Origin of the sequence: Leptospira hartskeerlii (genome assembly GCF_002811475.1) — a bacterium.
In the GTDB taxonomy this organism is placed as follows: domain Bacteria; phylum Spirochaetota; class Leptospiria; order Leptospirales; family Leptospiraceae; genus Leptospira_B; species Leptospira_B hartskeerlii.
Window position 1 is genome coordinate 172,581 of the sequence record NZ_NPDL01000001.1, and the last position, 25,865, is coordinate 198,445.

At 32.0% G+C, this 25,865-nt stretch carries 26 protein-coding genes; 10 read left to right on the forward strand and 16 right to left on the reverse strand.

Annotation, left to right across the window (positions count from 1 at the left end; translation table 11 throughout):
- Positions 1–338: 338 nt before the first annotated feature.
- The 5 genes from CH352_RS00820 to CH352_RS00840 all read right to left on the reverse strand — a co-directional run bounded on the left by CH352_RS00820 (position 339) and on the right by CH352_RS00840 (position 7,744).
- Positions 339–1,247: a reverse transcriptase family protein gene (locus CH352_RS00820; RefSeq protein WP_100708232.1), complete on the reverse strand. Its 909-nt coding sequence runs from the start codon at positions 1,245–1,247 to the stop codon at positions 339–341.
- Between the two features lie 84 nt (positions 1,248–1,331).
- Entirely contained in the window at positions 1,332–2,045 is a 714-nt protein-coding gene (locus tag CH352_RS00825; protein ID WP_100708233.1) for a hypothetical protein, read from the reverse strand.
- A 2-nt stretch (positions 2,046–2,047) separates the two neighbouring features.
- Positions 2,048–2,842, reverse strand: coding sequence for a hypothetical protein (locus CH352_RS19075; protein WP_207766725.1), 795 nt, complete (start codon positions 2,840–2,842; stop codon positions 2,048–2,050).
- Between the two features lie 53 nt (positions 2,843–2,895).
- Positions 2,896–3,933 (reverse strand): SIR2 family protein, encoded by a 1,038-nt coding sequence (locus tag CH352_RS00835; protein WP_100708234.1) that lies wholly within the window; start codon positions 3,931–3,933, stop codon positions 2,896–2,898.
- Between the two features lie 127 nt (positions 3,934–4,060).
- On the reverse strand, positions 4,061–7,744 hold the full coding sequence (locus tag CH352_RS00840) for an NACHT domain-containing protein (protein ID WP_100708235.1): 3,684 nt from the start codon (positions 7,742–7,744) through the stop codon (positions 4,061–4,063).
- 244 nt (positions 7,745–7,988) lie between these two features.
- On the opposite strand from CH352_RS00840, the gene CH352_RS00845 reads away from it, so the two are divergent.
- Complete coding sequence (locus CH352_RS00845) at positions 7,989–8,648, forward strand: tyrosine-type recombinase/integrase (protein WP_100708236.1); 660 nt, start codon at positions 7,989–7,991, stop codon at positions 8,646–8,648.
- An 18-nt stretch (positions 8,649–8,666) separates the two neighbouring features.
- Positions 8,667–9,092 carry an LIC_13246 family protein gene (locus CH352_RS00850; RefSeq protein WP_100708237.1) on the forward strand — a complete coding sequence of 142 codons (426 nt, stop codon included), beginning with the start codon at positions 8,667–8,669 and terminating at the stop codon, positions 9,090–9,092.
- 96 nt (positions 9,093–9,188) lie between these two features.
- On the opposite strand, the gene CH352_RS00855 is transcribed toward CH352_RS00850, so the two are convergent.
- The 6 genes from CH352_RS00855 to CH352_RS00880 form a co-directional block, all read right to left on the reverse strand.
- Positions 9,189–9,611 carry a hypothetical protein gene (locus tag CH352_RS00855; RefSeq protein WP_100708238.1) on the reverse strand — a complete coding sequence of 141 codons (423 nt, stop codon included), beginning with the start codon at positions 9,609–9,611 and terminating at the stop codon, positions 9,189–9,191.
- 135 nt (positions 9,612–9,746) lie between these two features.
- On the reverse strand, positions 9,747–10,049 hold the full coding sequence (locus CH352_RS00860; RefSeq protein ID WP_100708239.1) for a hypothetical protein: 303 nt from the start codon (positions 10,047–10,049) through the stop codon (positions 9,747–9,749).
- Positions 10,049–11,839, reverse strand: a complete 1,791-nt coding sequence (locus tag CH352_RS00865; RefSeq protein ID WP_100708240.1) for a DUF4209 domain-containing protein — start codon at positions 11,837–11,839, stop codon at positions 10,049–10,051. The genes CH352_RS00860 and CH352_RS00865 overlap by 1 nt, the downstream gene beginning before the upstream one ends.
- A gap of 45 nt (positions 11,840–11,884) precedes the next feature.
- Positions 11,885–13,141, reverse strand: coding sequence for a hypothetical protein (locus CH352_RS00870; protein WP_100708241.1), 1,257 nt, complete (start codon positions 13,139–13,141; stop codon positions 11,885–11,887).
- 136 nt (positions 13,142–13,277) lie between these two features.
- Positions 13,278–13,949, reverse strand: coding sequence for a hypothetical protein (locus CH352_RS00875; RefSeq protein ID WP_100708242.1), 672 nt, complete (start codon positions 13,947–13,949; stop codon positions 13,278–13,280).
- A gap of 555 nt (positions 13,950–14,504) precedes the next feature.
- A complete protein-coding gene (locus CH352_RS00880; protein WP_100708243.1) occupies positions 14,505–15,926 on the reverse strand; it encodes a reverse transcriptase domain-containing protein in 1,422 nt (473 codons plus the stop codon).
- Between the two features lie 411 nt (positions 15,927–16,337).
- Here CH352_RS00880 and CH352_RS00885 point away from each other — a divergent pair, with 411 nt between their 5' ends.
- On the forward strand, positions 16,338–16,967 hold the full coding sequence (locus tag CH352_RS00885) for a hypothetical protein (RefSeq protein WP_100708244.1): 630 nt from the start codon (positions 16,338–16,340) through the stop codon (positions 16,965–16,967).
- A gap of 74 nt (positions 16,968–17,041) precedes the next feature.
- Here CH352_RS00885 and CH352_RS00890 read toward each other — a convergent pair whose 3' ends face one another.
- On the reverse strand, positions 17,042–17,560 hold the full coding sequence (locus tag CH352_RS00890) for a hypothetical protein (protein ID WP_100708245.1): 519 nt from the start codon (positions 17,558–17,560) through the stop codon (positions 17,042–17,044).
- A 187-nt stretch (positions 17,561–17,747) separates the two neighbouring features.
- Here CH352_RS00890 and CH352_RS00895 point away from each other — a divergent pair, with 187 nt between their 5' ends.
- The 3 genes from CH352_RS00895 to CH352_RS00905 are packed head-to-tail and all read left to right on the forward strand — an operon-like array spanning position 17,748 to position 20,201.
- Positions 17,748–18,461, forward strand: a complete 714-nt coding sequence (locus CH352_RS00895) for an SOS response-associated peptidase (protein WP_100708246.1) — start codon at positions 17,748–17,750, stop codon at positions 18,459–18,461.
- Between the two features lie 41 nt (positions 18,462–18,502).
- Entirely contained in the window at positions 18,503–18,922 is a 420-nt protein-coding gene (locus tag CH352_RS00900; RefSeq protein WP_100708247.1) for a LexA family protein, read from the forward strand.
- A complete protein-coding gene (locus CH352_RS00905) occupies positions 18,903–20,201 on the forward strand; it encodes a Y-family DNA polymerase (protein ID WP_100708248.1) in 1,299 nt (432 codons plus the stop codon). The genes CH352_RS00900 and CH352_RS00905 overlap by 20 nt, the downstream gene beginning before the upstream one ends.
- 4 nt (positions 20,202–20,205) lie before the next feature.
- Here CH352_RS00905 and CH352_RS00910 read toward each other — a convergent pair whose 3' ends face one another.
- The 3 genes from CH352_RS00910 to CH352_RS00925 form a co-directional block, all read right to left on the reverse strand.
- On the reverse strand, positions 20,206–20,667 hold the full coding sequence (locus CH352_RS00910) for a hypothetical protein (RefSeq protein ID WP_100708249.1): 462 nt from the start codon (positions 20,665–20,667) through the stop codon (positions 20,206–20,208).
- A 21-nt stretch (positions 20,668–20,688) separates the two neighbouring features.
- Positions 20,689–21,243 (reverse strand): hypothetical protein, encoded by a 555-nt coding sequence (locus CH352_RS00915; protein ID WP_100708250.1) that lies wholly within the window; start codon positions 21,241–21,243, stop codon positions 20,689–20,691.
- A 236-nt stretch (positions 21,244–21,479) separates the two neighbouring features.
- Positions 21,480–22,475: a hypothetical protein gene (locus CH352_RS00925; protein WP_100708252.1), complete on the reverse strand. Its 996-nt coding sequence runs from the start codon at positions 22,473–22,475 to the stop codon at positions 21,480–21,482.
- A gap of 169 nt (positions 22,476–22,644) precedes the next feature.
- Here CH352_RS00925 and CH352_RS00930 point away from each other — a divergent pair, with 169 nt between their 5' ends.
- Positions 22,645–23,064, forward strand: a complete 420-nt coding sequence (locus CH352_RS00930; protein ID WP_100708253.1) for a helix-turn-helix transcriptional regulator — start codon at positions 22,645–22,647, stop codon at positions 23,062–23,064.
- Here the strand turns inward: CH352_RS00930 and CH352_RS00935 are convergent.
- Complete coding sequence (locus tag CH352_RS00935) at positions 23,061–23,600, reverse strand: hypothetical protein (RefSeq protein ID WP_100708254.1); 540 nt, start codon at positions 23,598–23,600, stop codon at positions 23,061–23,063. The genes CH352_RS00930 and CH352_RS00935 overlap by 4 nt on opposite strands.
- Positions 23,601–23,741: 141 nt before the next feature.
- Here CH352_RS00935 and CH352_RS00940 point away from each other — a divergent pair, with 141 nt between their 5' ends.
- From CH352_RS00940 to CH352_RS00950, 3 genes are read left to right on the forward strand one after another with little or no spacing between them, the layout of a single operon-like run.
- Positions 23,742–24,929, forward strand: a complete 1,188-nt coding sequence (locus tag CH352_RS00940) for a hypothetical protein (RefSeq protein ID WP_100708255.1) — start codon at positions 23,742–23,744, stop codon at positions 24,927–24,929.
- Positions 24,917–25,252, forward strand: a complete 336-nt coding sequence (locus CH352_RS00945; protein WP_100708256.1) for an STAS-like domain-containing protein — start codon at positions 24,917–24,919, stop codon at positions 25,250–25,252. Before CH352_RS00940 ends, CH352_RS00945 begins: the two co-directional genes overlap by 13 nt.
- On the forward strand, positions 25,249–25,800 hold the full coding sequence (locus tag CH352_RS00950) for a hypothetical protein (RefSeq protein ID WP_100708257.1): 552 nt from the start codon (positions 25,249–25,251) through the stop codon (positions 25,798–25,800). The genes CH352_RS00945 and CH352_RS00950 overlap by 4 nt, the downstream gene beginning before the upstream one ends.
- The last annotated feature ends 65 nt before the right edge of the window (positions 25,801–25,865 follow it).

A 25,865-nucleotide genomic window follows, 5' to 3' on the forward strand; every position in this document is an offset into this window, starting at 1 on the left:
ATTATAAATCAATGTCTTTAAGCTATCTAATAAATCTCAGATATAGTACAACTTAATAGTATTAGCTGATCCTGAAGTAATAGAATTAACAAATCAACTTAAAGATGGACTGAAGTCTCGGATTACTGAGTTAGAACAAAGAACTATTGGACCAGAAACAAAAACGGAGTTCTTAAATGTTCCTAAAAATGGATTCTATCTTTACTGGGAATCTCACTTTTAACTAATTTATTTTTACTTATTTTACTTTATAGAAAAAGATAGAATGAAATACTCGCGTCTATTTTTCGAATGTTGAAATACTTTAGAAAACACATAATTTATTTCGAATTATCCATTTATATTAATCTATTCAGCCTTACTAAATATTTTTTGGCAAAAATCGGTTCGATGTGCATAGCAAATACTAACTGACCTTTTAAAGTAAATAAATTTCTTGAATTTAGATTTTCGTGATATTCCTTTACTCCAAGTTTTTCTGCTAAATGTACTAATAACCGAATATTTCTTTTAAAATTTCTTGGTAGTCGTGGAACTCTTTTGTCCGAAATGGAGAGACCTGTTACATATTGTCTTTGTCCTGGACTCGAGTAGCGAGTTTTTCTTTCTTGTAGTTTAAAATTGTAATTCTCCAATAATTCAGATATGTCTTTAAGGTTAGGGAGGGTTTGGTTGCTAGAAAAAGTTAGATCATCTGCATATCTAGTATAAACTCCCTGGTGTGAGGTCATTAAAATACTTAATTTTTCATCCATTTTTTCACAATAGAGATTCGCCAAAGTAGGACTTGTATTTAAGCCCGGAAATAATATTCCCTCAAAGGTACATAACTTTGCTAATAAATTAGCGATTTCATCTGAAGCTTTAAAATATTTAAATATATTAGAAATGTCACTCTCCTTAATTGAATAATAAAAATCCTTTATATCGCAAACCAGTAATTGTCGATTTTTTAGATGAAAATAAGAATTACTTTTTATGCCTCTTCCTGGTATAAAGCCCTGTACGCAATTTGGAAATGTATATAGTTGATGTAGCGAGAAATTAATTTGCTTTAAAAATCGTTTCCAATCTTCATTAGTTAGCTTAATAACTTCTCTATTTCCGCCTTTTTTTTTCGGAATATTAATAACATGTGCGAATTTATTTTTTGAAACTAAAACGGAATCAAAAGTTTCAGTGTTTGTTTGGAAATATTTTATAAGGTCACCCTTATGTCTGATGTTAGGAAAATCTAATAATAGCAAAACGCCCCTCCATGCAAGGAATCATAATCATATTTTTAATCGTATACGGAATCATACACGGGAATATTGCATGGAAGGGCAATGCTATTGTATTCCATTAATAATCCCAAAGTCAATCGGAAATAGATTTGATCTATCGTAGAATTCTTTATTTGTTAAATCGTAAACCCATCTTAATTTATTAATAATTCTCAAATAGTCCCTGCACTGTACATTATTATTGGCGCCATAAGTTATTAGCTCTCGAAGTATACCCAGCATATAGTCTGAGACTGACAATAATGGATTTAACTTCGTATCCATTTTTATATTTGTAAGATGTTTATTTTTAACTTGAAATGATTTAGGCTGTGTTATTTTGCGAATAATTTCAGTTGCAATTTTTTCATCAATATCCCCACCAGATTCTATAATAACGTCCTCAATGTTATATTTATACAAAATAATCTTCATTAAATAGTAAAAAAGTATTTCATATTGTTTATCTTTTTCTAAAATGAATTCACCATATGCGAAGGTTATAAAACAGTCAAAATTTAACTGTTCTATTATTTCTATATAAATATTTTTGATTTCACGATGATCATTGCAGAAATGAAACCCTTTAGACTTTAGTGATTTTATATTAAGTCTTTTTAAATAAGGGTTATGAAGTATATCTTGAATATTTCCAGTTATTAATGATGAGTAGTCATTCACATAATTAGAATCTATAATGGTGGCACAAAGTAGTTTTATTCCAATACCTTTTGACTTTATCCTTTCGAATGACTCATCGATAAAAGCAACCAGCGGCATTTTTATTTTTCCCTATCAAAAAACTTAGCGACTGAAAGATTGCTGTTACCGCTTATTTTAACTAAATTATCTTTTTTCTGTATAAAGTGTTCTCCCTCATCCCGACTTTTCACTAAACTTCCATTATCAGATATATGATATCCACCATCCTCTGTAATTCGTATTAGAGATGAATCAGAAATTGTTCCTTTATTAAGTATAAGGGCAGTATTGCCATTTATTACAGTTAACACAACACCGAGAAGTTTTGAATCCCATACAGTTGCTGGATAGATTTTCCTTTTGTTACTATCATACTTTACCCAAGTAGCCTCAGTCATTCCTGGTTCGCAGGGAAATAAATAGATAATTGAGTCATCACCTATATTTCGAAGAATACTTCTTAAACTAGGAATTTCTATTAAATCTATTACAGAGGCAAGTTTTGAATTTAATAAATTAATTTTCCTTTGGTATATTTCCTCTTCCTCTTTTGATACCCAATTCTCTCTTATTCGATCAATATAGGCTCCAAACCATCTGTAACCTGCGTCTATTACTGGTAAAATTGCCGCGATTACAAATCCCAGGAACCAAGGAAGTAAAATCCTTAAACAGAATTCTTCTTCTATAGTGTTAACTACATTCTTAACTTCATCCATTTGTTCATAATATTTCGGATAAATAGTCGCCATCAAAAGTGGATAAATAACATCAAAATTAAATGTAAAAAATAGAAAGGAAGCGTGTTTAATTACTGGATGCTTAAATCGGTCGAAGAAAGGTAATATTTTTTCAGGGATATCATTAATGCTCATTGAATTCCATTTCTCCTTTAAAAAGATATAATTCTAAAAAATAAGTTTTACATCTATACTCTTAAAACTGGATGAATACAGTCTGCTAGGTCTTTCAGGGAATTAAAGCTATAAAAATTAGTATTTTCTGAAATTGAATTAGAGCCAAGTAAAGTGTTGCTTCGTTGAGAGGCGGCGTTGTCAGGGTTAACAACTATCAAATTGGATAGCGGTTTTTTCCGTTCTGATGCGGATACTTTTAAGAGGGATTGCGAAAATAGATCCGTTTCAGGCACTGAATATCCGATTAAAATAATAGATTGGCATTCTTTGATCGCCAGTCTCGATTGTTTCCATAATTGGAGAATTAAATCATCTTCAGAAATTCTTTTATTCCAAACAGGAGCTATCAGTTCTTTTCTATTTCTGACAAGTTTAGCGTAAGGATCTTCTCTCAATGAAATCAAAGAACCTTTTCGCTCCCAATTTAAACTTCCATGAACTTTTAACAATCGAATTCCCGTTGAAGAAATCCTTCCATTTCCCGAATGATCTTTCCAAAACTCCGTACCGGCGGTTATCGGAGTTCCGTAACCTTTCCCAGGATTCCATTTTTTCTTTCCTGCCTTCTTTAAGGCTTCATCCATTATGCAATCATAATTAAAAGAGATTATAATATCGTCACTCGAAAGGCTCTGGACAATAATTTCATGATATATACAAGAAAGTTTCTTGTCCCAAGTGAGTGACTGAAGATACTGAAAGATTGTCGCTATATAATTAGGAAAATTAGATAGAACTTTCTGATATCTTTTAACCTGAGGTCCGGCTTTTATCTTCGTTGCATGATAAAATTCGTCCAAAGATTCAATATTTGAGAAAAATTTCTCCATTCGAACGTTTAATGTAGAAGAGAACTCCCTTCGGACAAATTTCAAAAGCTCATTCAGAGAAGGGTCGAATGCAGCGACTCGCTGGCAAATGTGAAAAAAATCATTATCCAATGGCGCCGGTATCGTTGAACCATTGAAACAATCTGCACCTCGGGTAGCACCAGCCCCTAAAATAATAAGGGTCTTACTGTCTTTTATTTTAAGAGTTGGTATATTCATTTTTATAATTGTGCCTTTTGTTTACATAATGATAGATATGTAAACAAAAGATTTCCCTAATGTAACCCCAAACTCGCTTGACCAAAGTACCCTCATCGGTATATTATAAATTTAGAAGTTATTATAATCAGAAATAAGTCTTATCCTTAGCAATACCGTTCCAAAAAATGAAAATGTTTTGTAACTTCATATTTGAGTCAGCATCAATTACAATCGGAAACATTTCTGCAATCAGGTTGTCAATAACTTCTTTTGACAATCTAGAAATAATGAAATTGTTAATCTTATCGAAGAACATTGTTTCAAACTTCTCATTGAAATTATTTCTAAACTCTTTTTCAAATAACCTCAATTCATCTATGATTAAATTAAATAACGTATGTGACCATTGGTGTTTTACAATATCTATTAAATCATCTATCCTACCAATTTTTAAATAACTTTTCAAAAAGTTCTTAAGAAGATTTAATCTAAATTCATTCATACCTCGTAATTGAATTATTAATTCGAATATAAATAATTTATCAGGAAGCCCAAACATTGAATTTCTAATTAGCTCATCAATTTTATCATCGCTAATCTTTTCAAACAATATTCTTAAAGATTCTTTTTGTTCCAGCTTATTGAAATGAGGTAGTTCGATTATTTTAAATAAAGTGACTAAAGTTTCATAAATATCAGATACTTGACAGGTATATTGGAGACTTATTATATAATTGTATATTTTCTTTTCTTGTTTATATTTTTCTTTAATATCATTTTCAGATTTTAGGATATCCAAAGATTCGTTTGCCAAAACGTTATAATTTTTAATATCAATCTCAAGTCTTTTCAAGAAGTCTACGTAATCGAAATTTATTAAATTATCTCGAGAAATTAATAATGCAAATTCTGGAAAACAAATTGAATCAATATTGTGCTTATAGTTTTCATAATTTTCCGTTATTAGGCTCTCATACTGCTCCCTCATTTCACTTGGAGGATCATTCTCTACAAAATGTCGTAATATTAAATATAGTTCATATTCATTTTCTATTTGTATTTCTTTTTTTAATATTTTATATGAAAATTCAGAAATTTTATAATGAGTTAATAATTGATATAAAGAACTTTTATTAACTTCCTTCTGATTTAGCTTATCTAATAAATATTTACGCTGGTTAGAGTCTAAGTCGGTTAAAAATAAAGTTTTCTTTGCTTTATTCAGAAGATGAGGATCATTCTGTAAATTTGTAGATAATATAAGATTTATTAGAGCTTCGGTTCTGGCGGGAAGACCATGCTGAAATCTTATCATTAACAGAGATAAAAAAAGATCGTAATTATTAACTGTTTCTTCTAAATAATAATCGATCTTTTTTATAAATTCATTCTTACTTAGAAAATAGAGATAATACAATCCCCTTAAAACTGTGAGACGGTCTTCGCTTTTATCAATCGCACTGGAGACAAGTTCAATATCTGTTTCAGAACCAAAAAAGCAAAGTGTACTTATGGAAGCTAAGCTCATAATCTCAGAATTTTTAAGACGCAATCGAGAAATTTCGATCTTTTTTCGCCGATTTCCAACTTGCCACAGATAGGTTGACCCGCCAGAAATTGTCCCTGGGAATAATGCATCTCTTTCTACTTCATTTATTATGTAATTTAATGTATCACTGTCTCCAATTATACAGAGATATTTCTGAGCTTGAAAAACTAGAAAACTATTATTAGCAATTTCTTTCTTAAATGAAAATGCGATATTTTTTAAGAAGCTTATAAGCTCTGGCGTGGCTAAAATGCTCATTGCATGGAAATAAGTAATAACAGAATATTCAATTTCTTCATTAAAATTATTTAAGAGATATTTGCTAAAATATTCCTCAGATTCTTTTCCCATATTCAATGCACAGCGAGCTGCCAGTTCAATTGAAAGAGAAATTACTTTTTCTAAATAGAAAATTTTATTTATGTAAAATGACCCAAAATATATTAATTCTTTCGAATATCCTTTCAGTTCAAAAGGAGTTTCTTTCCATTTATCTGAAAAGATTTTTGCTGCAAAATAATCAGCAATTATATCATGTTGAAAGTAATAATATTTATTGTCCTCTTTAAGGGTCTCATTCTTTAGTAAAATTAATAAAATATCCATTTCACTAACTTCAGAGAAACCAAATAAAAACTTTTCTTTAACAAATTTTAAAGCCTCTGTAATGATTTCAAATGCTTCCGGTTCAATTATATACCGACGCTTATACTTTATTCTCCATAAATATGCTAAGGTTTCATTGAATTTTACAACTGACGAAAAAGGTAAATTTTCAATATTTTTCTTTAGAAGACTTAAATACTCCCGATTCCTTTCAAATCTCTCTTCAAAATATCTATTAAGAAGCTGAGGAATTGTGTCGGGAATACTTTGAAATTCTTTGAAATAGCTAATTAACAATTGTAAACTAAATGGTTGCTCTAAATAAAACCTAATATTTACATTTTTATAATTATATAATTCGTTTAAAAATACTTGCTTTTCAGATAAACTAAAATTCAATTCTATTAGTTTTTCTATACGACTGTCGTCTAACTTTAGAATTTTAAATATCGATCCCGATTTAATAATCGGAATTTCAACCGGAGTATCAATATTAGATAGTTTCCTTGATGCAAAGCAAATTTTGATCCTATCTGAGAAGCTTTTCTGAATCTCAATAATTTCATTAATTAGTTTTTTTCTCGTAACCGAATCAACTTCATTTAAACCATCGAATATTAAAAGAAAATTCGCTGGAACAGATTGCCAGACTCCATGTAATATTTTCAATTCATTAGTGATCGCAGAATGTATACTTTCACCACATCGATCAAATGAAATATAAATCGGAATCTCTTGCGTATTATATAGCTTCTTTAAAAAGACGTAGTAATTAATAAGTTGTTTGCAAGATGTCGTTTTACCGGCACCTCCTTCTCCTAGTAGCAAAACGATCGTTCTTCCATTGGAAAAAAATTCCCGAAAAGAAATTTCTATTGGGTTATCAATTGTTGTCGATTCTTGAGTATTATTATGAAAATTATCAGCTCTTGTTCTACTATAGAATGAAGATGGTAAATTTTCTGGTGCATAAACTAAATCAATGTATTCCCGTGTATCCTGTATACTTTCAAGATATTGTTTCTCATTAAAATCTGGTCGAGGGTATTCACGCAATACATTCTGTACGCCAAAATATTTATCTAATAAATCATTTAACTTTGAATAAATTGAACCAATTTCAGAATCTAATTGAACCCCGTTCCATATATGAATTGTTTTCAATTTCAGAATGTAATTTTCTATTATAGATTCTAAATTTTTGTTTGGTTCAGCTTTAACTATTGCGTTCTTGTCGTTTATGTAGTTTTGCTGATTACTTAATTCTCTTAAGGCTATGCTTATAACATTTCTTCTATCCAAACTTCTTCGAGCAGAATCAACTTCAGTTTTTACTTTTCCTGAGCTAATAATATAATGCTCAACAACGTTAGACTTTTCTAAATAACTTCTCAAAGCTACTTTAGCTAATTCATGAGCGACCTTTCTTAAATCTAAATCAGTTTCTGGATATCTCTTACATTGAATGCAAATAATTTCCGAATTGTTGTTCTTCGCATCAAAATCAAATCCTCCATCGCCTACTCCACCAGACTTTCCAACTACTTCCCATCCACGAGAAGAAAATAATATTTGAAAAGCACCATAAAGGAAATTTTCAAAATCATCAGGTGACAAATCATTTATCGGAATAATACGACCTTGATAAATTATAGGTTTTTTTAACTCGTTCATATTTTAAAAGCCATTAGTAGTAAACCTGATTGAAATATTCCAATCGGAATTATTTAATCGATATCGTAGATGAGTAACTTTGTAAACTAGCCGACTTGAATTCAACTGCATATAATAGACACAAAAGTGCAGTCAGAATCGCCGTCAAATCTACCCGTTAGACACTCATTGGCAAGGGAATTTCTTTCTTGACAAAATCCTTGTATACTATACAAATGTATTGTACATTGCATTTGGAGATTTTATGGGAATTACTTCAAAGATTATTCATTTAGATTCGGTTCGAAAGAAATCCAGAAAACCTCCAAGGTTTCCTGATCAGGAAGGATCTGCATTCGGGAAAGGATTAAGCGATCAAACGATGAAAGAACTCGCTAATAGGTTTTCAGTTCCTGAATCAGAATTAGATTACCGTAATAGAGCTATTTTTACTTTAATGTCTAAGACAGGAATGAGAGCCAAGGAGGTTATCTCATTAAAGTTTTCAAATATTCTTAAATCTCCTGATGAAGAGATTCTCATAAAATATAGAAAGAAGGGAGGAAAGATCGCATATTCTGTCCTGTCCGAAGATATTCTCTTCAGTATAAAAGAATATCACACTAAGTTTGGAATAATATCAGATTTCTTTTTTCATTCTCGACCAAGAAAAAACCAGACTATTAGAAAGCCTTTATCTAAAAGAGGTCTTCAGTTTATTATAGAGTCCTGGGGAGTTCATACCCTACAAGGGCGTAGAATTCACGCCCATGCAATTCGACATTCAGTTGGGCAAAGGTTAATGGAGAAAGCTGGTAGTATTGCAGTCCAGAAGGTTTTAAATCATTCAAGTCCCGTAATATCTTCTAAATATTATTTAAAGCCCTTCCTTTCTTCAGCTACTGACCTCTTAACTTGGGAATAATATATATAGGAATTTTGTATGAAGGTTAATATATGGAAAGAACTGGATTCCGTGGGTATCCAACATTTTAGAAAGATACTGCATACGCTAAACACCTTCTATAAAGAAGTCGGTTTTCAGCAAAATAATAATCTAATTTACAATAAAGAAAGATTAGTATCTGAGGAAAATATTAAAATTCTTATTAAAAAACTTGGAAGCTGTTCGAAAAATGATACGCACTATGAATACCTAATTTATGCACAATTGACTTTACGTGGTTTCAGAAAGGAAAATGAGAATTGGATTCATATTGATGGAATACAATTAGAGAGAGAAAGATTAAGCGGGATGGGGGTTGTTGATCATCCAGCTTTCGATATTATGTGTATGACTGACCTTTATTGTAAGTTTTCTAATGCAGTAAAAGAGGATGAAGTTCCAAATATAAGTGACTTAAAATAACTTTTGCTAATGACAACTTAGCCTCCACCTTTATTATTCTTTCCGAAGAAGATTAACTTAAACCAATGAAAAAACCATTCTTCACTTCGAAACATTCTACAACCCCTTACTCTTTTTTGTTTCTTTCTTTTTTTCTATTATTACCTTACTTTTGATTCCTTTTTTCTTAATTGGTTTTTTCCTAGTAACCTTTGTGAGAGCATTCTTCATCTGCGGGGTTATATCGCTAATCTTAGTAAATTCGTATAGTTCCATACTTTTTAGATATAAAACAAACTCAGGGCATTCTTCTCTTACAGCTTCTATTATTGAGGCTTTTAGATTCTCTTGATTCGAGTAATATTCAGTTCGATATAATGAACCCTGAATATGTTTAAAAAATCCTAACTCTATTAGGAATGCTTTTAAATCTCTTTGGTATGTTCCAGAGATTTTGGATTTATCGTATCCAGCAGCTTCCATTAGCTTTGTATCTAGATCAAAAGAAACTACGAATATCTTATTTTTACTATTTTTCATCTACTTTATTAGTAGATGCTTACTAACCTGATTTTCTCAGATTTAGCCAAAGACTGATAATTTCTCATAGAAAAACACTGTGTATTAAGTTGGTGAGTTTGCTTTTTTATCTATGGTAATCTGTGGCATCCTATTTTATTGCCAGAGTCTTTTTAAAGTAGAAACTTTAGGTATCAATCCTGCTAACACAAATCTCCTTATAATATCTTCATCGTTTGTTAGATCAATTTCCGAAACTGAAGAAAAATTAATTGTTATTTTGTTGAAATCAGTATCTTTTATTACCAGATATAAATCATCAATATCATAATCTGTTTCATACATACCGTATTTCACAATCCCTCCTGCCAATTTTACTTCTAAAGGTTTTTTCTTAACACCAGGGTAATTTGATTTCAATCGTTGAAGTTTATCTATTAAATCTCCCATTTTTTCCATTAACTCCGATCATCGATCTCTGGTTCAATAATCTGTTCTAATGCTTCTGTTTTTAAATAATTATTTAACTTATCAATTGAAGTAATTATGAAAAAAAGAAACAATAGGAAAAAATAATATGCATAGGGACTACTAGACAGCTTGTCACCTGAAAATCCATGAGCTACGTTATGCCGAAGCTGATAACCATTTTCATCGGTAAGTAGGGCTTTTAAATCCAAGATATAATCATACATTATGACTTTATCGATTTCGGGATGGCTTAATATTGAATCTAAGGTAATTTCCTTTTGTTTTTCTCCTCCTGGCTCTTGAGTAACCACGGGAATTCCTTTCAATTTCATTATGAACCGTAACATATTTTCGAAGATTGGAATGGCTAAAAAAGTAAATACATGCATTTTTAGGCTAAAACCAGCATCCAAGGCTTCTACAACTATTTCACGCTGATCAGTGGGTATGATCGGACATTTTGCTATTAGAGATCTTAAAAAATTAAGATCCATATGATGTTTCTTATTTATCTCTCTAAGACAAATAGGAATTAAATTTGCACCGTAAAAGCTTTGATAAAAAGAATACTCTTTAATTATTTCCGGAAATAACTCTTCATCAGAAAACTCAGTTTGATTTCCAATTGGATCATCCGATGTTCTGACTTTTGCTCGGTCGTCGAGAATTGTAGTACCGAAAAGGACCTGTAAGGGATCATCTATCAATTTTTCTTTAACAGATTTAGCAGACTCTTCATGTTTCGGTGGTTGATAAAGTTTTATCAAACCCTTTATTGCTAAAAGTTTATCATCCGATTTAACTAGTGATCTTGCATAAGCGATTAAGTCAGGAGCGTCTTCAGTGTGAGAAATTGTAACAAATTCGCTAAGACCTTCTTCCTGATACCTCATCATATGGTTATAGTAAAAACCCCTAATTTTACTTTTTAGCTTTATTTGATTTAGATAATCAACAGCATCTCTCATAAATCGTGATGCGGTCAGTGCAGATTTCGTTACTTTGAATGTTTGATCAGCTAGCTTTTTGCAGGTCCTTGCTCGAAGGAGGATACTCACTTTCTTTAATACTGGATTTGTAATTTTTTGAGAATATTTTTCCAAAAGTTCAAGATATTTTAACTCCTTATCTAGTTCCTTTTCTTTTGCGGCTTTGCGAATATTTATCTTTATCAGGTCTAGGACTTCTGGCTCTTCTTTCTTCATAAATAATAGAAAAACATAAATATGCCTAAATAGAAAATATGATCCAGGCTCCTCTATTAATGAGCTAGTTCTTTCCTTCAATATCGTTAATACTTCAGAGTGCTGCTGCATATCACCGATACTTAGAGATAAAATCAAAGTTCTATGGAAATATTCATCGGGGAACCGGACAATCTTATTGTTGGAGGTCGCAATAGATAAGTATGACTTTATAGCCGACCTGGCACCTAAATGGTTTCTATTAAAAATCCAATTTAAGTCATTCACCCGTGCGTTAAGAAATGTATCATGAATTATTGTAGCTTCACCTGTTAAATAGGAAAATTCTTCATTTGTCCTTATAAATTCTGCATTTTCTCCATATGGTTTTTCAGAATTTAGAGGTTGGAAATATAAATAATAAATGGAAGCAACAAGATTAGTTAATTTTTCTTTGAATACCTCATTCTTACCATGAAATATTTTAGCTAAAGCAAATAGTTCGATGGCTATCTCGTGATTATTATCTGAAAATTCTTTTGAGACTTCCAGTTGAAAGACTTCATCATTAATCTTAGTAGAAAGTATACGCATACAGGATTCCAATTTATTATAAAAATATTGATTAGAGGATACCGATTAAAATTTAAACCGTTTTCTAACTGCTGTGACGAACAAACCTAAAAACGTTAGTAACGCTAAACACCAAATGGAGTAGATTATAGAATGATTGAATGATATAGGATGCAGTGATCCGATACGATAAAAAGGGAATAGAACCGGTTTCATAGTTAAAAGAAAGGACTTCCAAACGGGTGAACTTGAGCAAGCGTCTCTTTCCCAATTAGGTGTTAAGATATCTATTTTGCATTCTACATCTGAATTGAGAGTAAATAAGAAATGAATCACTCCAAAGAAGATGAGCATAAAGATCGGGCGAATTAGGCTCCAACCATAGTAAGAAGTAAGATAATACAATCCTTTTATAGAAAGCATAGCCTTCATTCTATAGAAAAGGTTCCCAAATAATGTCTTTATATGAGTAAAATCTTTTGGAATAAAAAGTTTCCGACGAGATACATAACCCAATCGATTATTTTCAAGGTCCAAGACATGAAACCAATTTGCCATTACTAGATTTGCACTGTCAGTCATTACTTTCTTCATGTGCCGAAAGAATAATCCTGCTTGTGGGGAATGGAATTCCTTTATAATAAATTTGCATTCATTGAAGTCTATCCCATTAGAGAAATCTACTCCCACAGTTCTTGGGTGGTGTTTAAATATAACTTTTCTAAAAAGTAATTCTCGTTTTAGCATTGCATTTCTGAAATCGATCGGTTGCTCGAATTCGCAAAATTCAAAATTAAGAGATCCTGAAAAGTTTGAATTTTCACAGATTAAAGCTGGAGAAAGTGAATTTTTTACAACCTTTAGACCTATAAATTTACATCCGAACGCGGAAACAGAAGAAAGAATAGAGTTATGCGTAAATAAGGAATTACTAAAATCAATTTGATTATAGAAAGAATTCCAGGCTAATACCAGAGGAAGATTAAAGAGGGAATCTGATAAATCAACAGTGTTTTCAAATATGCATCTATCAATTGTTAAACCATCATGAAATAGAGATTTCGTTATAGAAAACTCTTTCATAAATTTTACTGAATCAAATTTTATAAATGTATTAAATACGGTATTTTCTATCAGAACTTCATTTTCGAATATACAGTTACGAATATCGACAATCCGACTATTTTGGATAATTCGAGAGCTATATTTCGGAGGCTTTGCTTTAAAAATAACTGGTTCGGAAACTAAGACTGAGTGAATTGATTTCCCTTGGCTAAAAGACCGAAGAAACTCTTTAGCAGACATTTTTAATAACGATTTCATTTTGAAGACCTGCACTTTCTATACTCGTTCTACAATCCAACAGACTTATTTACTTTTGATAATTGAAGGCGGATCGCAAGAAATCCAGTAGCAAGAATTCCCTGCGTCTACTCGAAATATTCTATTGTAGAGATCTTTAAATAGATATCTGGGAATGACCAAATTCTCTATGGGATAATGCCCAACCACAATCAACTAAGGCTCGAACTAGTTCTCTAATTTCCTTTTCTGGTTCATTAAAATACTCAAGACTTTGGTGAGTTGCCTTTTGTAGTCGTCGGAACTTTCTAGTAAAATCAAAATTACCTCGTATTACTTGGTAATTCTCGGCAATACCAGATAATCCAGCAACTCTCCAGGTATAAACTGCTTCTGATAATAGAGAACTTCTAACTATCCAAGGATCTATATTTCTTGAGAGTAATATATCGGCAATTTTATCAGATAATTTTTTTAGAATACAATTAGCCTTTTTTGGCTCTCTTGCATCAGCTCTAGCAATGTATTTGTTTAATTCTGAAAGTAGCTCTAATGAAGTTTTAAATACATTATTAATATTGCTAATTCCTGCATTAGAGAGGCTTGCTATGAGTCCTTGGTTATAATTAGAGTAAGTTACTGACAAACATTCCCAGGAATAACTATATATATACCAAATAGCATCTATAGCTTTTCTTTGATTTGGGGAATTATTAAATAACTTATCTATACCTGGTAATTCCTTCGAAAATTTAGGTAATACTTGTTTTTTGGTTATGGAACTTTTAGATCCATTTTTCTTTCTTCCATTAGAAGTTGCTTTTATCATTTCTTCATTTCCTTTTTAGTTTATTTTCGAGTTATTGTTTAGGGAGGACTCCACTCGAACAAAAGGCATCCCTATATTTTAAAGCTATCTTATCTTGAATTTCTTTTTTTCAAAGCCGTTCGGTCGATTCCGGGGTCAACAGTCAGGCTTCATTCATTTGATTGTTTATATGGTTTTTATTCTTATTTTACTTACTTTATTAATCTTTCTTATTATTATATTTTCTAAAACTTTTAATTTTAATCTTCAAAAAATTAGATTCTTGGCATAACCAAAGGCTCCAATTAGCCTACTCTTATTACAAATTCTGAGTTTTTATTTCCAACAAGGACCTTTCGAATCAGAGAAAGCATTGGTAGAATATTTTCTCCGCTACCATTTCGAAATTTAATTCATTATATCAGTTAGTTCAATATTCATCCATTAACATATGAATTTATTAATATAATGATTAATTATTTAATCCTAAGTATTAGACAGATCTTGCAAACAATACAACAACAACTGTCAAAAATATCAGTATTTCCTATCCATCACTTTAACTGTTTCAGTATATCAGGTAATTACTACCTGCTTTTCCTCCCTTTTACTAGTACCTAATCCCATTCTATTTTCGTAATAGTGAATAACATCCCAGATTCTTTTTCTATCTGTTATATTGTTAAATAGTAATGTTTTAAGTTCTAGTTTTACCTCTTCTAGTTTATTAGTTAGTATATTTGACTCATCTGAATATTGGTTTCGATATAGTTGAATAGAAGATTTAAACCTATCTATCAGATAGAATATGTTAATATTCCTAACTGATACCGGTATTTCTTCTTGTTTATATTCTCTTAAATCTATTACTGAATCATCTTTATAAGTTGAGATTGTTTCATAGAATATATTAAGATACTTCTCACATCTTTCTATAATCCTCATTTCATTAGGAGTAATTTGTATTCCTTTATCTGTTTTACTGATTGTGTAACCTAAGAAATGAATCTCATCTTTCTCTAAATCAAATAATAACTTCCTGATCTTATCAGAGATACCTAAGTTATACTTTTTTAAGTTTACAGTTACGAATCTAAGGAGCTTAAATGTTTCCTCTTTTGATTTACTAAAGAAAATAATATCATCAGCGAATCGTACAAAAAGGATCTCTGGAAAATTATCTTTTACTGGTTTATCTAAAATTTCATGTAAGTAGATATTGGAGAGTAATGGTCCTAATACAGACCCTTGTGGTGTGCCTCGGGAGTTTTCTATAAACTGGTATTTTTCTAACTTAGAAGATTTTAAAAACTCTTCTATATAGCTGAGAATCTCAGGACTCTTTACTTTTTCTTCTAGGATTCTAAGAAGTGGTTCATGATCAATTGAGTCGAAATACTTCTTAATATCGATTTTAATACAGTATTTGTAGTCCCCTGATTTTAAACCCTCTGAGAGCCATTCAAAAGCTTTCTGAGGCGATTTTCCAGGGCGATAGGCAAAACTATTAGAAAGGAATTCTGGCTCGTAAATTGGCTCCAGAATGCATTTGAGAAGGGTCTGGATAACCTTCTCTGTTGTAGAGAATATCCCTATTTTACGAGTCCTTGAAGGATCTGAAGGGTCTTTAACAAACTCAATTATCTTATAGGGAGAAGGAGAATATTTACCATTTTGAACCCTTTTGGAAATAGCCCTACAAACTCGAATACCTTTTTTCATTCGATGGTATATATCTATTTCATCAAGTCCTCTGGAGGAATTTCTATTAAGTCGAATGAGTGCTTCCCCAATCATATAAGGGGACACGAATTTTGATATTTCTAGATTAATATAGCCCTGAGTAGATAGCAGGGACTTAATTATAGATTGAACAGATTTTATACACTTTTCAGGATCATAGATATTTCTTATCTGATCTCTGAAAGTTGTAACTATTTTCGTTTTTTCTTCTATTGAATATTTTTTCAGCTTACGCTGTTTTATTTCATTAGCCATTTACCCCCGGAAATATACTGAGAACAACCTTCCACCGATTCATTACACATTTATCTGTTTCATTTCCTTCACTATACTCTGATAAAATTCTTGAAATATGAAAAATTCTGTCAAGCACTTTTGTAAATTTTGTTCAATGCACTTTATGAATACATTTATTATGTTTTTAGATTATTATATCACACTTTTTATAAACAGGACTCCGAGATGAAGCAGAAGCAAGTAGAACAATCGTTCTTATTGTCAAAAAATAAGCCTCAACGTTTGTGAGAGAATGGAATAACAAAAATGTCAACTTTTAGAAATTATTAAGAAAAGATTCAACTTTTCTGACGGTTTATGGATATAATACCTGCGTGGGGATAGGAATTTATCTTCATATATCTATAACATAATATTAATGGATAAAAAATGTTTGAATTGAATAATGTAATCGATGGTGTAACGGCAATTGCTACTTGTATTGGTGTAGGAATAGCTGGTATTGGATTAAAAACTTGGAAACAGCAGATTTTAGGGAACAAAAAATATGAAGTCTCTATAGAGACTTTAATAAAGCTAAAAATATTTATCAATACTGTAGGAAGATTTCGAGCACCTTTTATACCTGTTTCTGAAGCCATCGATTCTTATAAAACTAAGAAGGGTGAATCGCTCGATTTAATGGACAATAAAGAATTAAAATTAGCAAACAATTACGCAATGGAATCGCGGTGGTTGAAAGTTATAGGAGCTTATGCTGATTTTGAAAGTTCATTTATAAAATTAGAAGTGATTTTTAACGAAGAAAGATTTAAAGAATCAATTGGTTTAGAAAAAATTACAAATATTCTATACAGGTTAACTGATGCCTGGCGGCAGCATGATTATTATCAAACTGAATTAGATAGAACTACATCCCCGGATAAAAGGAATGAATTAGACCAAAAAATCGAAAAGGTAGAAGGAATCTTATACTCGCATATAGGAACGGAAATAGGCGAGGAATTGGAAACCTACTATTCCAATGTTGCGAGAGAGTTTAAAGATCATATAAAATGATGTGAGATGATTTGTTAATTTGGGCAAGGGAAATAAGGATAGTCTGTGATTTCCCTTGCTTACTTGTTTTTACCCTATTTGTTTAGTATATAACTACTGAACTCAATAGCTTCTCTAAACAAATTCTCCTTCCAGCTTTCATCTTCTACTATAGGATTTTCTATCTGAAATACTTCAGTCCATGGTAACTCAAGTATATCTTTAAACTTTATTTCAGATTTTTCATAGGCATTTGAGAAAACTACACATATACAATTATAAAGATTCAACTTCGCCTCATTAATTAAAGCTAAGATATCTTGCAGTATAATATGAGAGGAAAGAATGGCTATTTCAGGTTTTACTCCAGCCTCAGTCCGGTTAAATATTTCTGATGCATTTTTGAATCTTTTATTTATCTCCTGCCAGCTTCGTCCAAGGACAAAAATATTTTCATAGTTTTTAAGACTAGATTTTAAGCTAATATCATGAATATAACCTGTTGACAACCTTTCGTAAGATTTACCTGCTATTATTTCTAAAAAATATTTCTGAAAAGTAGTTTTACCAACATCTCCGTTTCCTACTAAGATATAACAATATTTTCTTTTCATAATGTGATAACCTCCTTTTTATGATCTTTATCGAATAGTCGAATAATTCTTTCTTCTGGCAACTATTTGATAAGAATCTATTAGTCTGTTGATATTTAAAATTGGGACATAACGATTTTTAATTTTCACATTTATTTTATAAGATTTCGTTGATAGCATAATGGATTGAAAATAAATTATTCCACTAATGTGTTCCCGCGTTGCTCAGTCTAATCGATGGTCAAAAGCTCAACCCTTTCTTTTTGCTAAGCCAGGTAAGGATACTAAAAGCAGGTATAATATTACGCTTACTGATAAGGCCGATATTATTTTAAAACCGGGTATTGATTACACAGTCGAGGATGCTACATTCTGGCTTATAAATGAAGGTTCTAAAAGCTTTAAGTATGCTATGCAGTATTCTACCTTTAATGCTAAAAGTGAAACTATCTTCGAACTTAAATCCTTTAAGAGTAAAATCTATAATCAACGTTGTATAATTCCAGTTGATGCTTTTTACGAATCTAAGGGACCCTCGGGAAATAAACAACCTTACGTTTTTCGGTTAAAGGATAAGCAACCCTTTGGTTTTGCTGGTGTTTTTTCGAAATGGTTAAATCCTGATATCGGTTCTGAGATTGTTACCTTTGCTATTATTACCACGGAAGCTAATGAACTAGTAGCTAAGTATCACGAAAAAAAGCGTATGCCGGTTATTCTTCCTCCGGAAAGCTACGAATCCTGGTTAGATGAAAAATTATCCCATAAGGAAGATATCTCCCTATTTTTCCAGACATACCCTGCGTCTGAAATGGAAGTCTTTCCTGTTTCTAAGCAAGTTATTAGCACTAAAAACCGGATCTTTGATGAAGAATGCTTAAAAGAAGTATATCTAGAAGAAAATTCCCCTGAACTTTTCTGAAGTACTTGATCCAAACGGATATATGCTATATATCCGTTTACATGAGTCAAGCTCAAATTAAAATAGAAAGATCCACTGTTAAAATTCCTTTATTACGGACACGTTTAACAGCAGGTTTTCCAAAACCTTCTGATGATTATTTTCAGAAACGATTGGACCCAAAAGATTTGTTGGAAATAAACCCGGCTACTACGTTTTATATGCGAATTTCCGGAGATACGTGGAATGAATATGGGATATTCGACGGAGATCATGTAGTAATCGACCGCTCTATCCCTCCTAGTAACGGAAAGATAGCTGTAGTTACGTATGCAGGTAACTTTACTCTTCGTCGGATCGGTAAAATAGGAGACCGGTTTTGTTTCCTTGTTAAAGACCAGAATTCAAATCTAATTCCTATCGAACCAGACAGTGAAGTAGAGATATGGGGGATCATTTCCTTTGGAATCCACAGATTCTAAGAAGGACCGGATCTTTGCTTTAGTCGATGTAAACAACTTCTATGTATCTTGTGAGCGACTCTTTAGACCAGATTTGAAGGGGAAAGCTGTTGTAGTCATGTCCAACAATGATGGATGTGCTGTATCTAGAAGTGAGGAAGCTAAAGCCCTTGGAATAAGAATGGGGATGCCAGTCTTCCAAGCGAGAGATCTTTTAAACGGAAAAGAACTAATAACTCTTTCTAGTAACTATACGGTTTATGGAGATCTATCTTTGCGTTTCCAGGAAGTATTGGAAACATTTTGTCCGGATGTTGAGCCTTATTCGATCGATGAATCTTTTCTCGAATTAACTTCTATTACACGAGCGAAGGTTGATCTTATTGCATATGGAAAGGAAATAAAGTCTCGTGTAGAGCAATGGTTAGGTCTTCCTGTCTGCGTAGGTCTTGGTTCCACAAAGACATTAGCGAAGGTGGCTAATTATCTCGCTAAAGAAAATAAGGAAAGAGAAGGAGTCTTTTTCATTGGCACTGGAGAGAACACTAAGACTGTATTATCAAATGTTCCGGTGTCCGAAATTTGGGGAATAGGTCCTGCTTATCAAGGTTTACTTGCTTCAATTGGAGTAAGGAACGCTTGGGAATTTAGTCAGCTACGGAAAGATTGGATTCGAAAGAATATGACTGTAGTTGGACTCCGAACAGCATATGAACTAACTGGTTACGCTTGCTATGAAATAGAAAACCTTCCTCAAACTAAAAAAGAAATCGTTGTGGCAAGGGCTTATGGAGAAAGAATTCAAGATTTAGAATCTCTGATAGAGGCTACTTGCACCTACCTTACCCGAGCAGTCGAAAAGCTCTGGAAAGAAGACAGGTATGCGAGAACTCTAACAATATACATTCGCACAGATCCATTTAAGACCGATGAAAAACAATATTCTCAAGCCGTTAGAGTAGAAATCCCTGTTGCCACGAGGAGTCTCTTTGAGCTGCAAGATTATTGTATACAATCTTTAAAACAAATATATCGCCCAGATGTTTTGTATAAGAAATCAGGAGTAATGCTTTCTGATCTCGTAAGTGAAGATCAGATACAAAATGATTTATTTTATACCGAATCTAATGACCGGCTTACAGAAGCTGTTGTTGGCATTAACAAGCTATTCTATTCTGGGAAAATCAGAACAGCCATTACAGGCTTTGGAAAAAGAAATTGGCGAATGAGACGAGGGACAATTTCTCCTTATTTCACTTCAAACTGGAAAGACATACCTGTAATCTCTGTGAATTCGTAGAACTCTAATTAGTTTGAATTGAATTAGATTTTTCTGAAAGGTGAATCATTAGGCTATCTAATTGAAGTATCATACGATATACTCTCTCATTGTATGCAAAAGAGTATTTAGATATTTTATTTGGATTCTCGCTGACAGCTATTCTATTGTATGTAAACTCTCTATCAAAAGATCGTAATGGCAAAAGAAAACCTTCAGGGTTTCCTACACCGTCGTTTAAACTAAGACCAACGTTATACTGGTCCCCATCGCAAAGTTTTAGTCCATTAAAGGCTACCTTCATATGAATGTGTTCGTCATGTCTAATCGGATCAAGACTGTCATAGTATTTCTTTAAGAGTTCACCATGTTTCAAAGAAAGCATCAAAAATGAACATTCTTGACCGAGATCTGGGTCAATACTTATAAAGCATTGAGCTTCTCGGACAAAAATACCAGAATGATTATGATAGCCGAAGATTTTCATTTTGAGAATTTGATAAACCTGCTAAAGTAAATTTAGAAATTCTTTATACGCATTGTAGGAAAAAACGGATGTTTGTTCAAACAATGGATCTAATTGATTATAAGTTTCCCAGAATTCCTTACCAGTCATAAAAGAAACTATTTGTATTAAATCCCACTCTAAGTCTAAATCTCGAACTCCAGTCCAAATTCGATCAGCGATGGCAGCTATTAATTTCTCTATCGAATTGATTTCATCAGAAATACAGAAGTTAGCTATTTCTTCAGGCATTCCTATTAACAAAAGAAAATCACGCCCGGCAACTTCATGATATTTTCCTTCTATAGATAGCTCTTCTTGGAAAAATAATTTACCTATATCATGAACAAAAATGCCGGATAGGAGTACATTTGAATTTAAAACCGCTCGAATCTCTTTAGGGAGTCCATCAACAATTTTAATAGAAACTGAAAGGGTAATTTCATGATGTTTAAGTAATCTTTCTGGTACTCCTAACTCTTTCTGAAAATGGTATAGGTTCTCTAGGGCTTCTTTAATACCCTCATTTAGTAGATTGCCTTCGACAAGATCTAACACTAAGATTTAAATTTTCTATAAGGAGACTTATTCAACACAAAATCAAACTTCAGTTTCTGATATCAAGGTAACACTGTGATATCGGTCTCCGTATTCTTGCTTAATAGAATTGACAGCAGACATCCATGAATCGGCGATCACTTCTTTCTTATTTTGTCTTATAAGATGATGATCTTTAGAATCTCGAAGCCCTACGCTGACTAAGTATCTTTTATCGCTAAAAAATCCCATGCTATTTACTCCCTATTGTATTTATTGTTTTTGTTATCTATGTAACGAACTGAAGAAACACAGCTTTTGAAATCGTCTACACAATCATCAAAGGAATCTGTTCCTCTATAGTTGTAGCAGGCTCGGTTAATAATTACTTGAACTACGAGTTCATTTTCTCTGAGGAAGAGTCCAGAATCTTCAAAATACTTGTAGCCATCTCTGATATTGTCTAATGAAAACCTACGAGAGCATTTTGTATATTCGACTTGTTTGGCTTTATCAAAGGCTTTTGTAGCTATAGCTAAGAAGTTTTTATCATCTCTAAATTTAGGTCCGTTAAAAACTTCTTTCGGAAGAATCTCTTTCCCCGATAAATCGGTTACTGAGTAATAGTAGTGATAATTCTTGCTAACTGTTTCATCATTACTTCGCCAAAGTAAGTTTGCATCAATAGCTGAGTAAGGAATCTCAACCTTCCCATCTTTAAACGAATAGGTTTTATCAAACTTATCTCCTGAATTTACAAACCTTAGTTTAGCTTTAGGAGAAACTATTTCCTTCTTAGTAGAGGAAGGAATACTTTCCTCTACGACCTCTATCTTGGAATCACTGAAAGCAACATAGAAGGGGTAGGTAATCCAATCATAAAGCATGATAGGTATGGTTACTATAAAACCAATTCCGAAAGTCATTCCAGGAACTCCTAACATACACTGCCAATAGGAACCTTGAAAAGAACCTACACAAGTTTGAGGTTGATCAGTCTGAGCCTTACGATATATTTTAAAGGTCTTTTCTTTCTTAACTAAGTCGACATTCCTCTCTATCTCATTTAAATTAAAGATTATGCCAGTATTTGAAAGACTGTAATTGAGTTGGTATTCTGATTTAACTTTGTCTAATTTACGGTTAAGTTCCCTTTCCGAATCAAATTCAACCGATTTAATATACTGTAAGCAATTGAGCATCAGTAGCCCAAAGCTTAATAGAACTATTCTTAACTTTAAACACTTAAGCATTCGTTCCTCCGCTCTTAATATTGTAGTTTGGTCGCTATAAATAAGGATTTTTCTGCTTCACAGCTTGAAGCGATGCTAGAACCGTATTCGTTGGTTCAATTTAGCTTAACTACGATATTATGTTAATAACATAATTAGTAAAGCATTATTTTATTGACATTTTTCATAAATGGCTTCAAAAAACACAGAAATATTATTTGGTGCGAAGGCTAAGGCAATTATAGAGGCATCCGGTGATACGCAAGTAGTAGCCGCAAGCAAGTTGGGGTTATCAGTTCCCGGATTAGGGAGCATTACTCAAAACAGAGTTAAGACAACTTCTCACGAAGTTCTAATGGCATTGGTTAATGAATACCATGTCGATTTACTCTATTTAGTTGATAACGATATTCCGGTACTTCCGATTCGCTACAGTTCTTCAAAAGAAAGAATGAAGCCCGAAAACGATGAAAACAAAACCTTTTATGACTTAATCATAACAACTAGAGGTTTAAAAGAAATTGTTCATAATCTCTTGAAAATTTCTCCGAAAAAGAGAAAAGCTATTGGCGATATGATTGCGACTTTAACAGAAAAAGATGAAGATTAAAAATAAGCTTTTATCTTTTTCCCGAATGCCCATAAAGCCTTATCTGCATCTCTCCCATAATCTTTAAAATATTCTTCCCACCAGGGTAAATATTCACTTAAATAACTATTGATTTTTTCGTAATCGCTTTTGGGTATTTCTTCAATTTTTGAATACTTTATAAAATACATAGCTCTATATACATGTTGGTCATATACAGGATAGCGATCCGGCTGCCAGCAATGAAGAAAAAATATTCTCCAGATTACTCCTCCTTCAGAGAATTTCTCTAAAAATTTATCTGGAGACAAGTCTGCATCAAGCTTAGGTAATTCTTTCAATCTCTGAGAGAAATTTCTCTCTACAGTCTCATTTTTTAATTCAGACAATGCTCTTCCATTCTTCCATATAAACAGATTCTTTATTTTGTCTTTCGTCAATGGTCTCTGTAGATTTTTTTCATAATCTACATCGGAATCATAAAAGTATCTGAGCTTCCAGAAGTTTATAAACTCGTCTTTGGAGGAATCTCTTTCTTGGAATATTATAAATTTCATTTTATATCCCTCTCAACAAAAATTCCATAAAAAAGAAAATTTTATTAAATATTGATATATGTACGTTAGACACCTAATTAGCAATTGCATCGTAGATAATCAATTAAATCATTGTTATTAATATTCACTTTATAATCCCCAATGAAAAAACCCAACCCAAAAGAGCGAGGTCGAATTCGCAGAAAGAATGTAAAAGATCGGAGAAATGGAGTTAGAAGGAATAATATACGTAAACGAAAAAGCCATAAATTAACCGAATCTATACTGCGAAGAGATCTTCTTAATCTTTACCGCCGAGATAAGAGAAATTTACTAAATGAAATTTATAGCTCTGTCAATTATAAGACTGGTACAAATGAGATAATAATATCCGAACAGTTTGGACTTGAAGAAGGGAGCTTAGACAATTTTTTGGAAAAATCTGAATCTATTATTAATACCCCAAATTTGAACTTAAATATTAATATAAAGCAAGTAACTAGAATGTGGCCTAGTAGTATCACTATGCTCTGTTCATTAAAACAATGGGTGGATAATGGGGAAAATTTTTGTAAAACATTTAAAAAACCAAATATTGCGTCTACAGATTCTGAATCAGAAGAAGTTAATGGATACCTAAATGAATCTGGATTTTATAATTTTGTCGGACGTTCATTTTCTAGAAAAGATCTCATTAGTATCCCTGCAAAATCAATAGTCAAAATAAAAAGAGAAATGACAAATGATAACATAGAAGATCGAGAATATGAAATATTGGAACTCTTACGACAAAATAGTAATTTTTCTAAAGAAGAGATCGAATACTTCAATTCAATAATACTATCGGAAACTTTCTTAAATGTCACAGAGCATGGAACTGGAGCAATTGATAAAGGTTGGTGGGTCTTAGGACAAGCTCATAAGCTGCATGAGTTTATTTCGCTCAATATAGCAGATAACGGAATAGGTCTTAGAAATTCATTAATGATTGGTCCGCAGGGAGAACAAATTAAAAATACAATTCCAAATTTATCAGAAAATGAAGGTGAATTTCTAAAATTGGCAATGGAACAAAATGTAAGTGGCGCATTCGATGCAGCTACTAAAAGTGGCTTTATAGCTAAATCCTATGAACAAGGTTCTCGTAGAGGGAATGGATTAAAAAGAATTAAGTCAGCTTGTAAATCATTAGGAATAGAATTTACTATGCTTTCACATTTCGGCTATATAAGATATAAGAGTGATGGAGAATTAGACACGTTTGGTTCAAAAAAAAATCGGATTTTCGCTGGAACAATGTATCATTATTTAATACCTCTAAAAGGAAATAGAAATATATGGAAGCGATAGATGTAGGCAATACTTTCTATCATCGATTAGTCAATAGAGATAGACAGCAGGGCGATGGTAAACATACGGCTGTTGAATTTCGTGAAAAGTTTTTAACGAAATTTGATAATATAGAGAGCTGGAAGAATATATCTGCAACGATTACGTTTGATTTTAAAAATGTTCAAAAAATTGGACCTTCATTCGCAAATGAAGCTTTTGCATATTTTATGAAATATGCAAACCCATCAAATTTCGAGAAAGTTATAAAATTTATAAATATTTCAAAAGTAGCCGAAATGATTATAAAAGAAGAGCTTCAAACTGGCTATTCTAAAAAATGAAGATACCAAGCTGGCTTTTAATACCGTTGATTGCAGTTGGGTATTTGGTTATATTAGGATTCTATTTTTATTCAATTAATTGCTTCGGATTTGATTTTAATGACTTTAGCAAATTGATAACTAATTTGACAGGCTATTCAGTTCTAATTGTTGGGTATTATTATTATCAAAATAAAAAAGAAATCGATAACGAAAATAGAACGAAAGATTTACACGACAAAGCCTTACGGCATACAATTGAAAATTTCAGTGAATATGAAAAAGCAATAAACTCCATATTAGGAAAGTCGTTTAAAAACGAAAAAGAACTTATTAATTTAAGACATTCAATAATTTGCACATGGGATACAATTGAAGCATTATTAAATAAAGAGGATATTAAATTAGAGGACGGCAAAATAAAACTCATTATACAGTTGCATTCCTTTATAGAAAAGAGCGATACAATAATGCGGGCTAAACCAAGTAAATTAACTAAAAGCGAATTAAATGTATTAATAGAAGTCTATTTTGATAAACTACGTGCTGCCAAGAAAGCCCTATTCTAATAATAATTTCTTAAAGAATAATTATTAAATTTTATTCCATATAATCCATTCTACATTTAAGACTT

What these genes read in the sequence shown, in the direction of transcription:
- CH352_RS00825 (WP_100708233.1), bottom strand. Translation starts at nt 2,045, where the DNA reads ATGCCGCTGGTTGCTTTTATCGATGAGTCATTCGAAAGGATAAAGTCA.
- CH352_RS19075 (WP_207766725.1), bottom strand. Translation starts at nt 2,842, where the DNA reads ATGAGCATTAATGATATCCCTGAAAAAATATTACCTTTCTTCGACCGA.
- CH352_RS00835 (WP_100708234.1), bottom strand. Translation starts at nt 3,933, where the DNA reads ATGAATATACCAACTCTTAAAATAAAAGACAGTAAGACCCTTATTATT.
- CH352_RS00840 (WP_100708235.1), bottom strand. Translation starts at nt 7,744, where the DNA reads ATGAACGAGTTAAAAAAACCTATAATTTATCAAGGTCGTATTATTCCG.
- CH352_RS00845 (WP_100708236.1), top strand. Translation starts at nt 7,989, where the DNA reads ATGGGAATTACTTCAAAGATTATTCATTTAGATTCGGTTCGAAAGAAA.
- CH352_RS00850 (WP_100708237.1), top strand. Translation starts at nt 8,667, where the DNA reads ATGAAGGTTAATATATGGAAAGAACTGGATTCCGTGGGTATCCAACAT.
- CH352_RS00855 (WP_100708238.1), bottom strand. Translation starts at nt 9,611, where the DNA reads ATGAAAAATAGTAAAAATAAGATATTCGTAGTTTCTTTTGATCTAGAT.
- CH352_RS00860 (WP_100708239.1), bottom strand. Translation starts at nt 10,049, where the DNA reads ATGGAAAAAATGGGAGATTTAATAGATAAACTTCAACGATTGAAATCA.
- CH352_RS00865 (WP_100708240.1), bottom strand. Translation starts at nt 11,839, where the DNA reads ATGCGTATACTTTCTACTAAGATTAATGATGAAGTCTTTCAACTGGAA.
- CH352_RS00870 (WP_100708241.1), bottom strand. Translation starts at nt 13,141, where the DNA reads ATGAAATCGTTATTAAAAATGTCTGCTAAAGAGTTTCTTCGGTCTTTT.
- CH352_RS00875 (WP_100708242.1), bottom strand. Translation starts at nt 13,949, where the DNA reads ATGATAAAAGCAACTTCTAATGGAAGAAAGAAAAATGGATCTAAAAGT.
- CH352_RS00880 (WP_100708243.1), bottom strand. Translation starts at nt 15,926, where the DNA reads ATGGCTAATGAAATAAAACAGCGTAAGCTGAAAAAATATTCAATAGAA.
- CH352_RS00885 (WP_100708244.1), top strand. Translation starts at nt 16,338, where the DNA reads ATGTTTGAATTGAATAATGTAATCGATGGTGTAACGGCAATTGCTACT.
- CH352_RS00890 (WP_100708245.1), bottom strand. Translation starts at nt 17,560, where the DNA reads ATGAAAAGAAAATATTGTTATATCTTAGTAGGAAACGGAGATGTTGGT.
- CH352_RS00895 (WP_100708246.1), top strand. Translation starts at nt 17,748, where the DNA reads ATGTGTTCCCGCGTTGCTCAGTCTAATCGATGGTCAAAAGCTCAACCC.
- CH352_RS00900 (WP_100708247.1), top strand. Translation starts at nt 18,503, where the DNA reads ATGAGTCAAGCTCAAATTAAAATAGAAAGATCCACTGTTAAAATTCCT.
- CH352_RS00910 (WP_100708249.1), bottom strand. Translation starts at nt 20,667, where the DNA reads ATGAAAATCTTCGGCTATCATAATCATTCTGGTATTTTTGTCCGAGAA.
- CH352_RS00925 (WP_100708252.1), bottom strand. Translation starts at nt 22,475, where the DNA reads ATGCTTAAGTGTTTAAAGTTAAGAATAGTTCTATTAAGCTTTGGGCTA.
- CH352_RS00930 (WP_100708253.1), top strand. Translation starts at nt 22,645, where the DNA reads ATGGCTTCAAAAAACACAGAAATATTATTTGGTGCGAAGGCTAAGGCA.
- CH352_RS00935 (WP_100708254.1), bottom strand. Translation starts at nt 23,600, where the DNA reads ATGAAATTTATAATATTCCAAGAAAGAGATTCCTCCAAAGACGAGTTT.
- CH352_RS00940 (WP_100708255.1), top strand. Translation starts at nt 23,742, where the DNA reads ATGAAAAAACCCAACCCAAAAGAGCGAGGTCGAATTCGCAGAAAGAAT.
- CH352_RS00945 (WP_100708256.1), top strand. Translation starts at nt 24,917, where the DNA reads ATGGAAGCGATAGATGTAGGCAATACTTTCTATCATCGATTAGTCAAT.
- CH352_RS00950 (WP_100708257.1), top strand. Translation starts at nt 25,249, where the DNA reads ATGAAGATACCAAGCTGGCTTTTAATACCGTTGATTGCAGTTGGGTAT.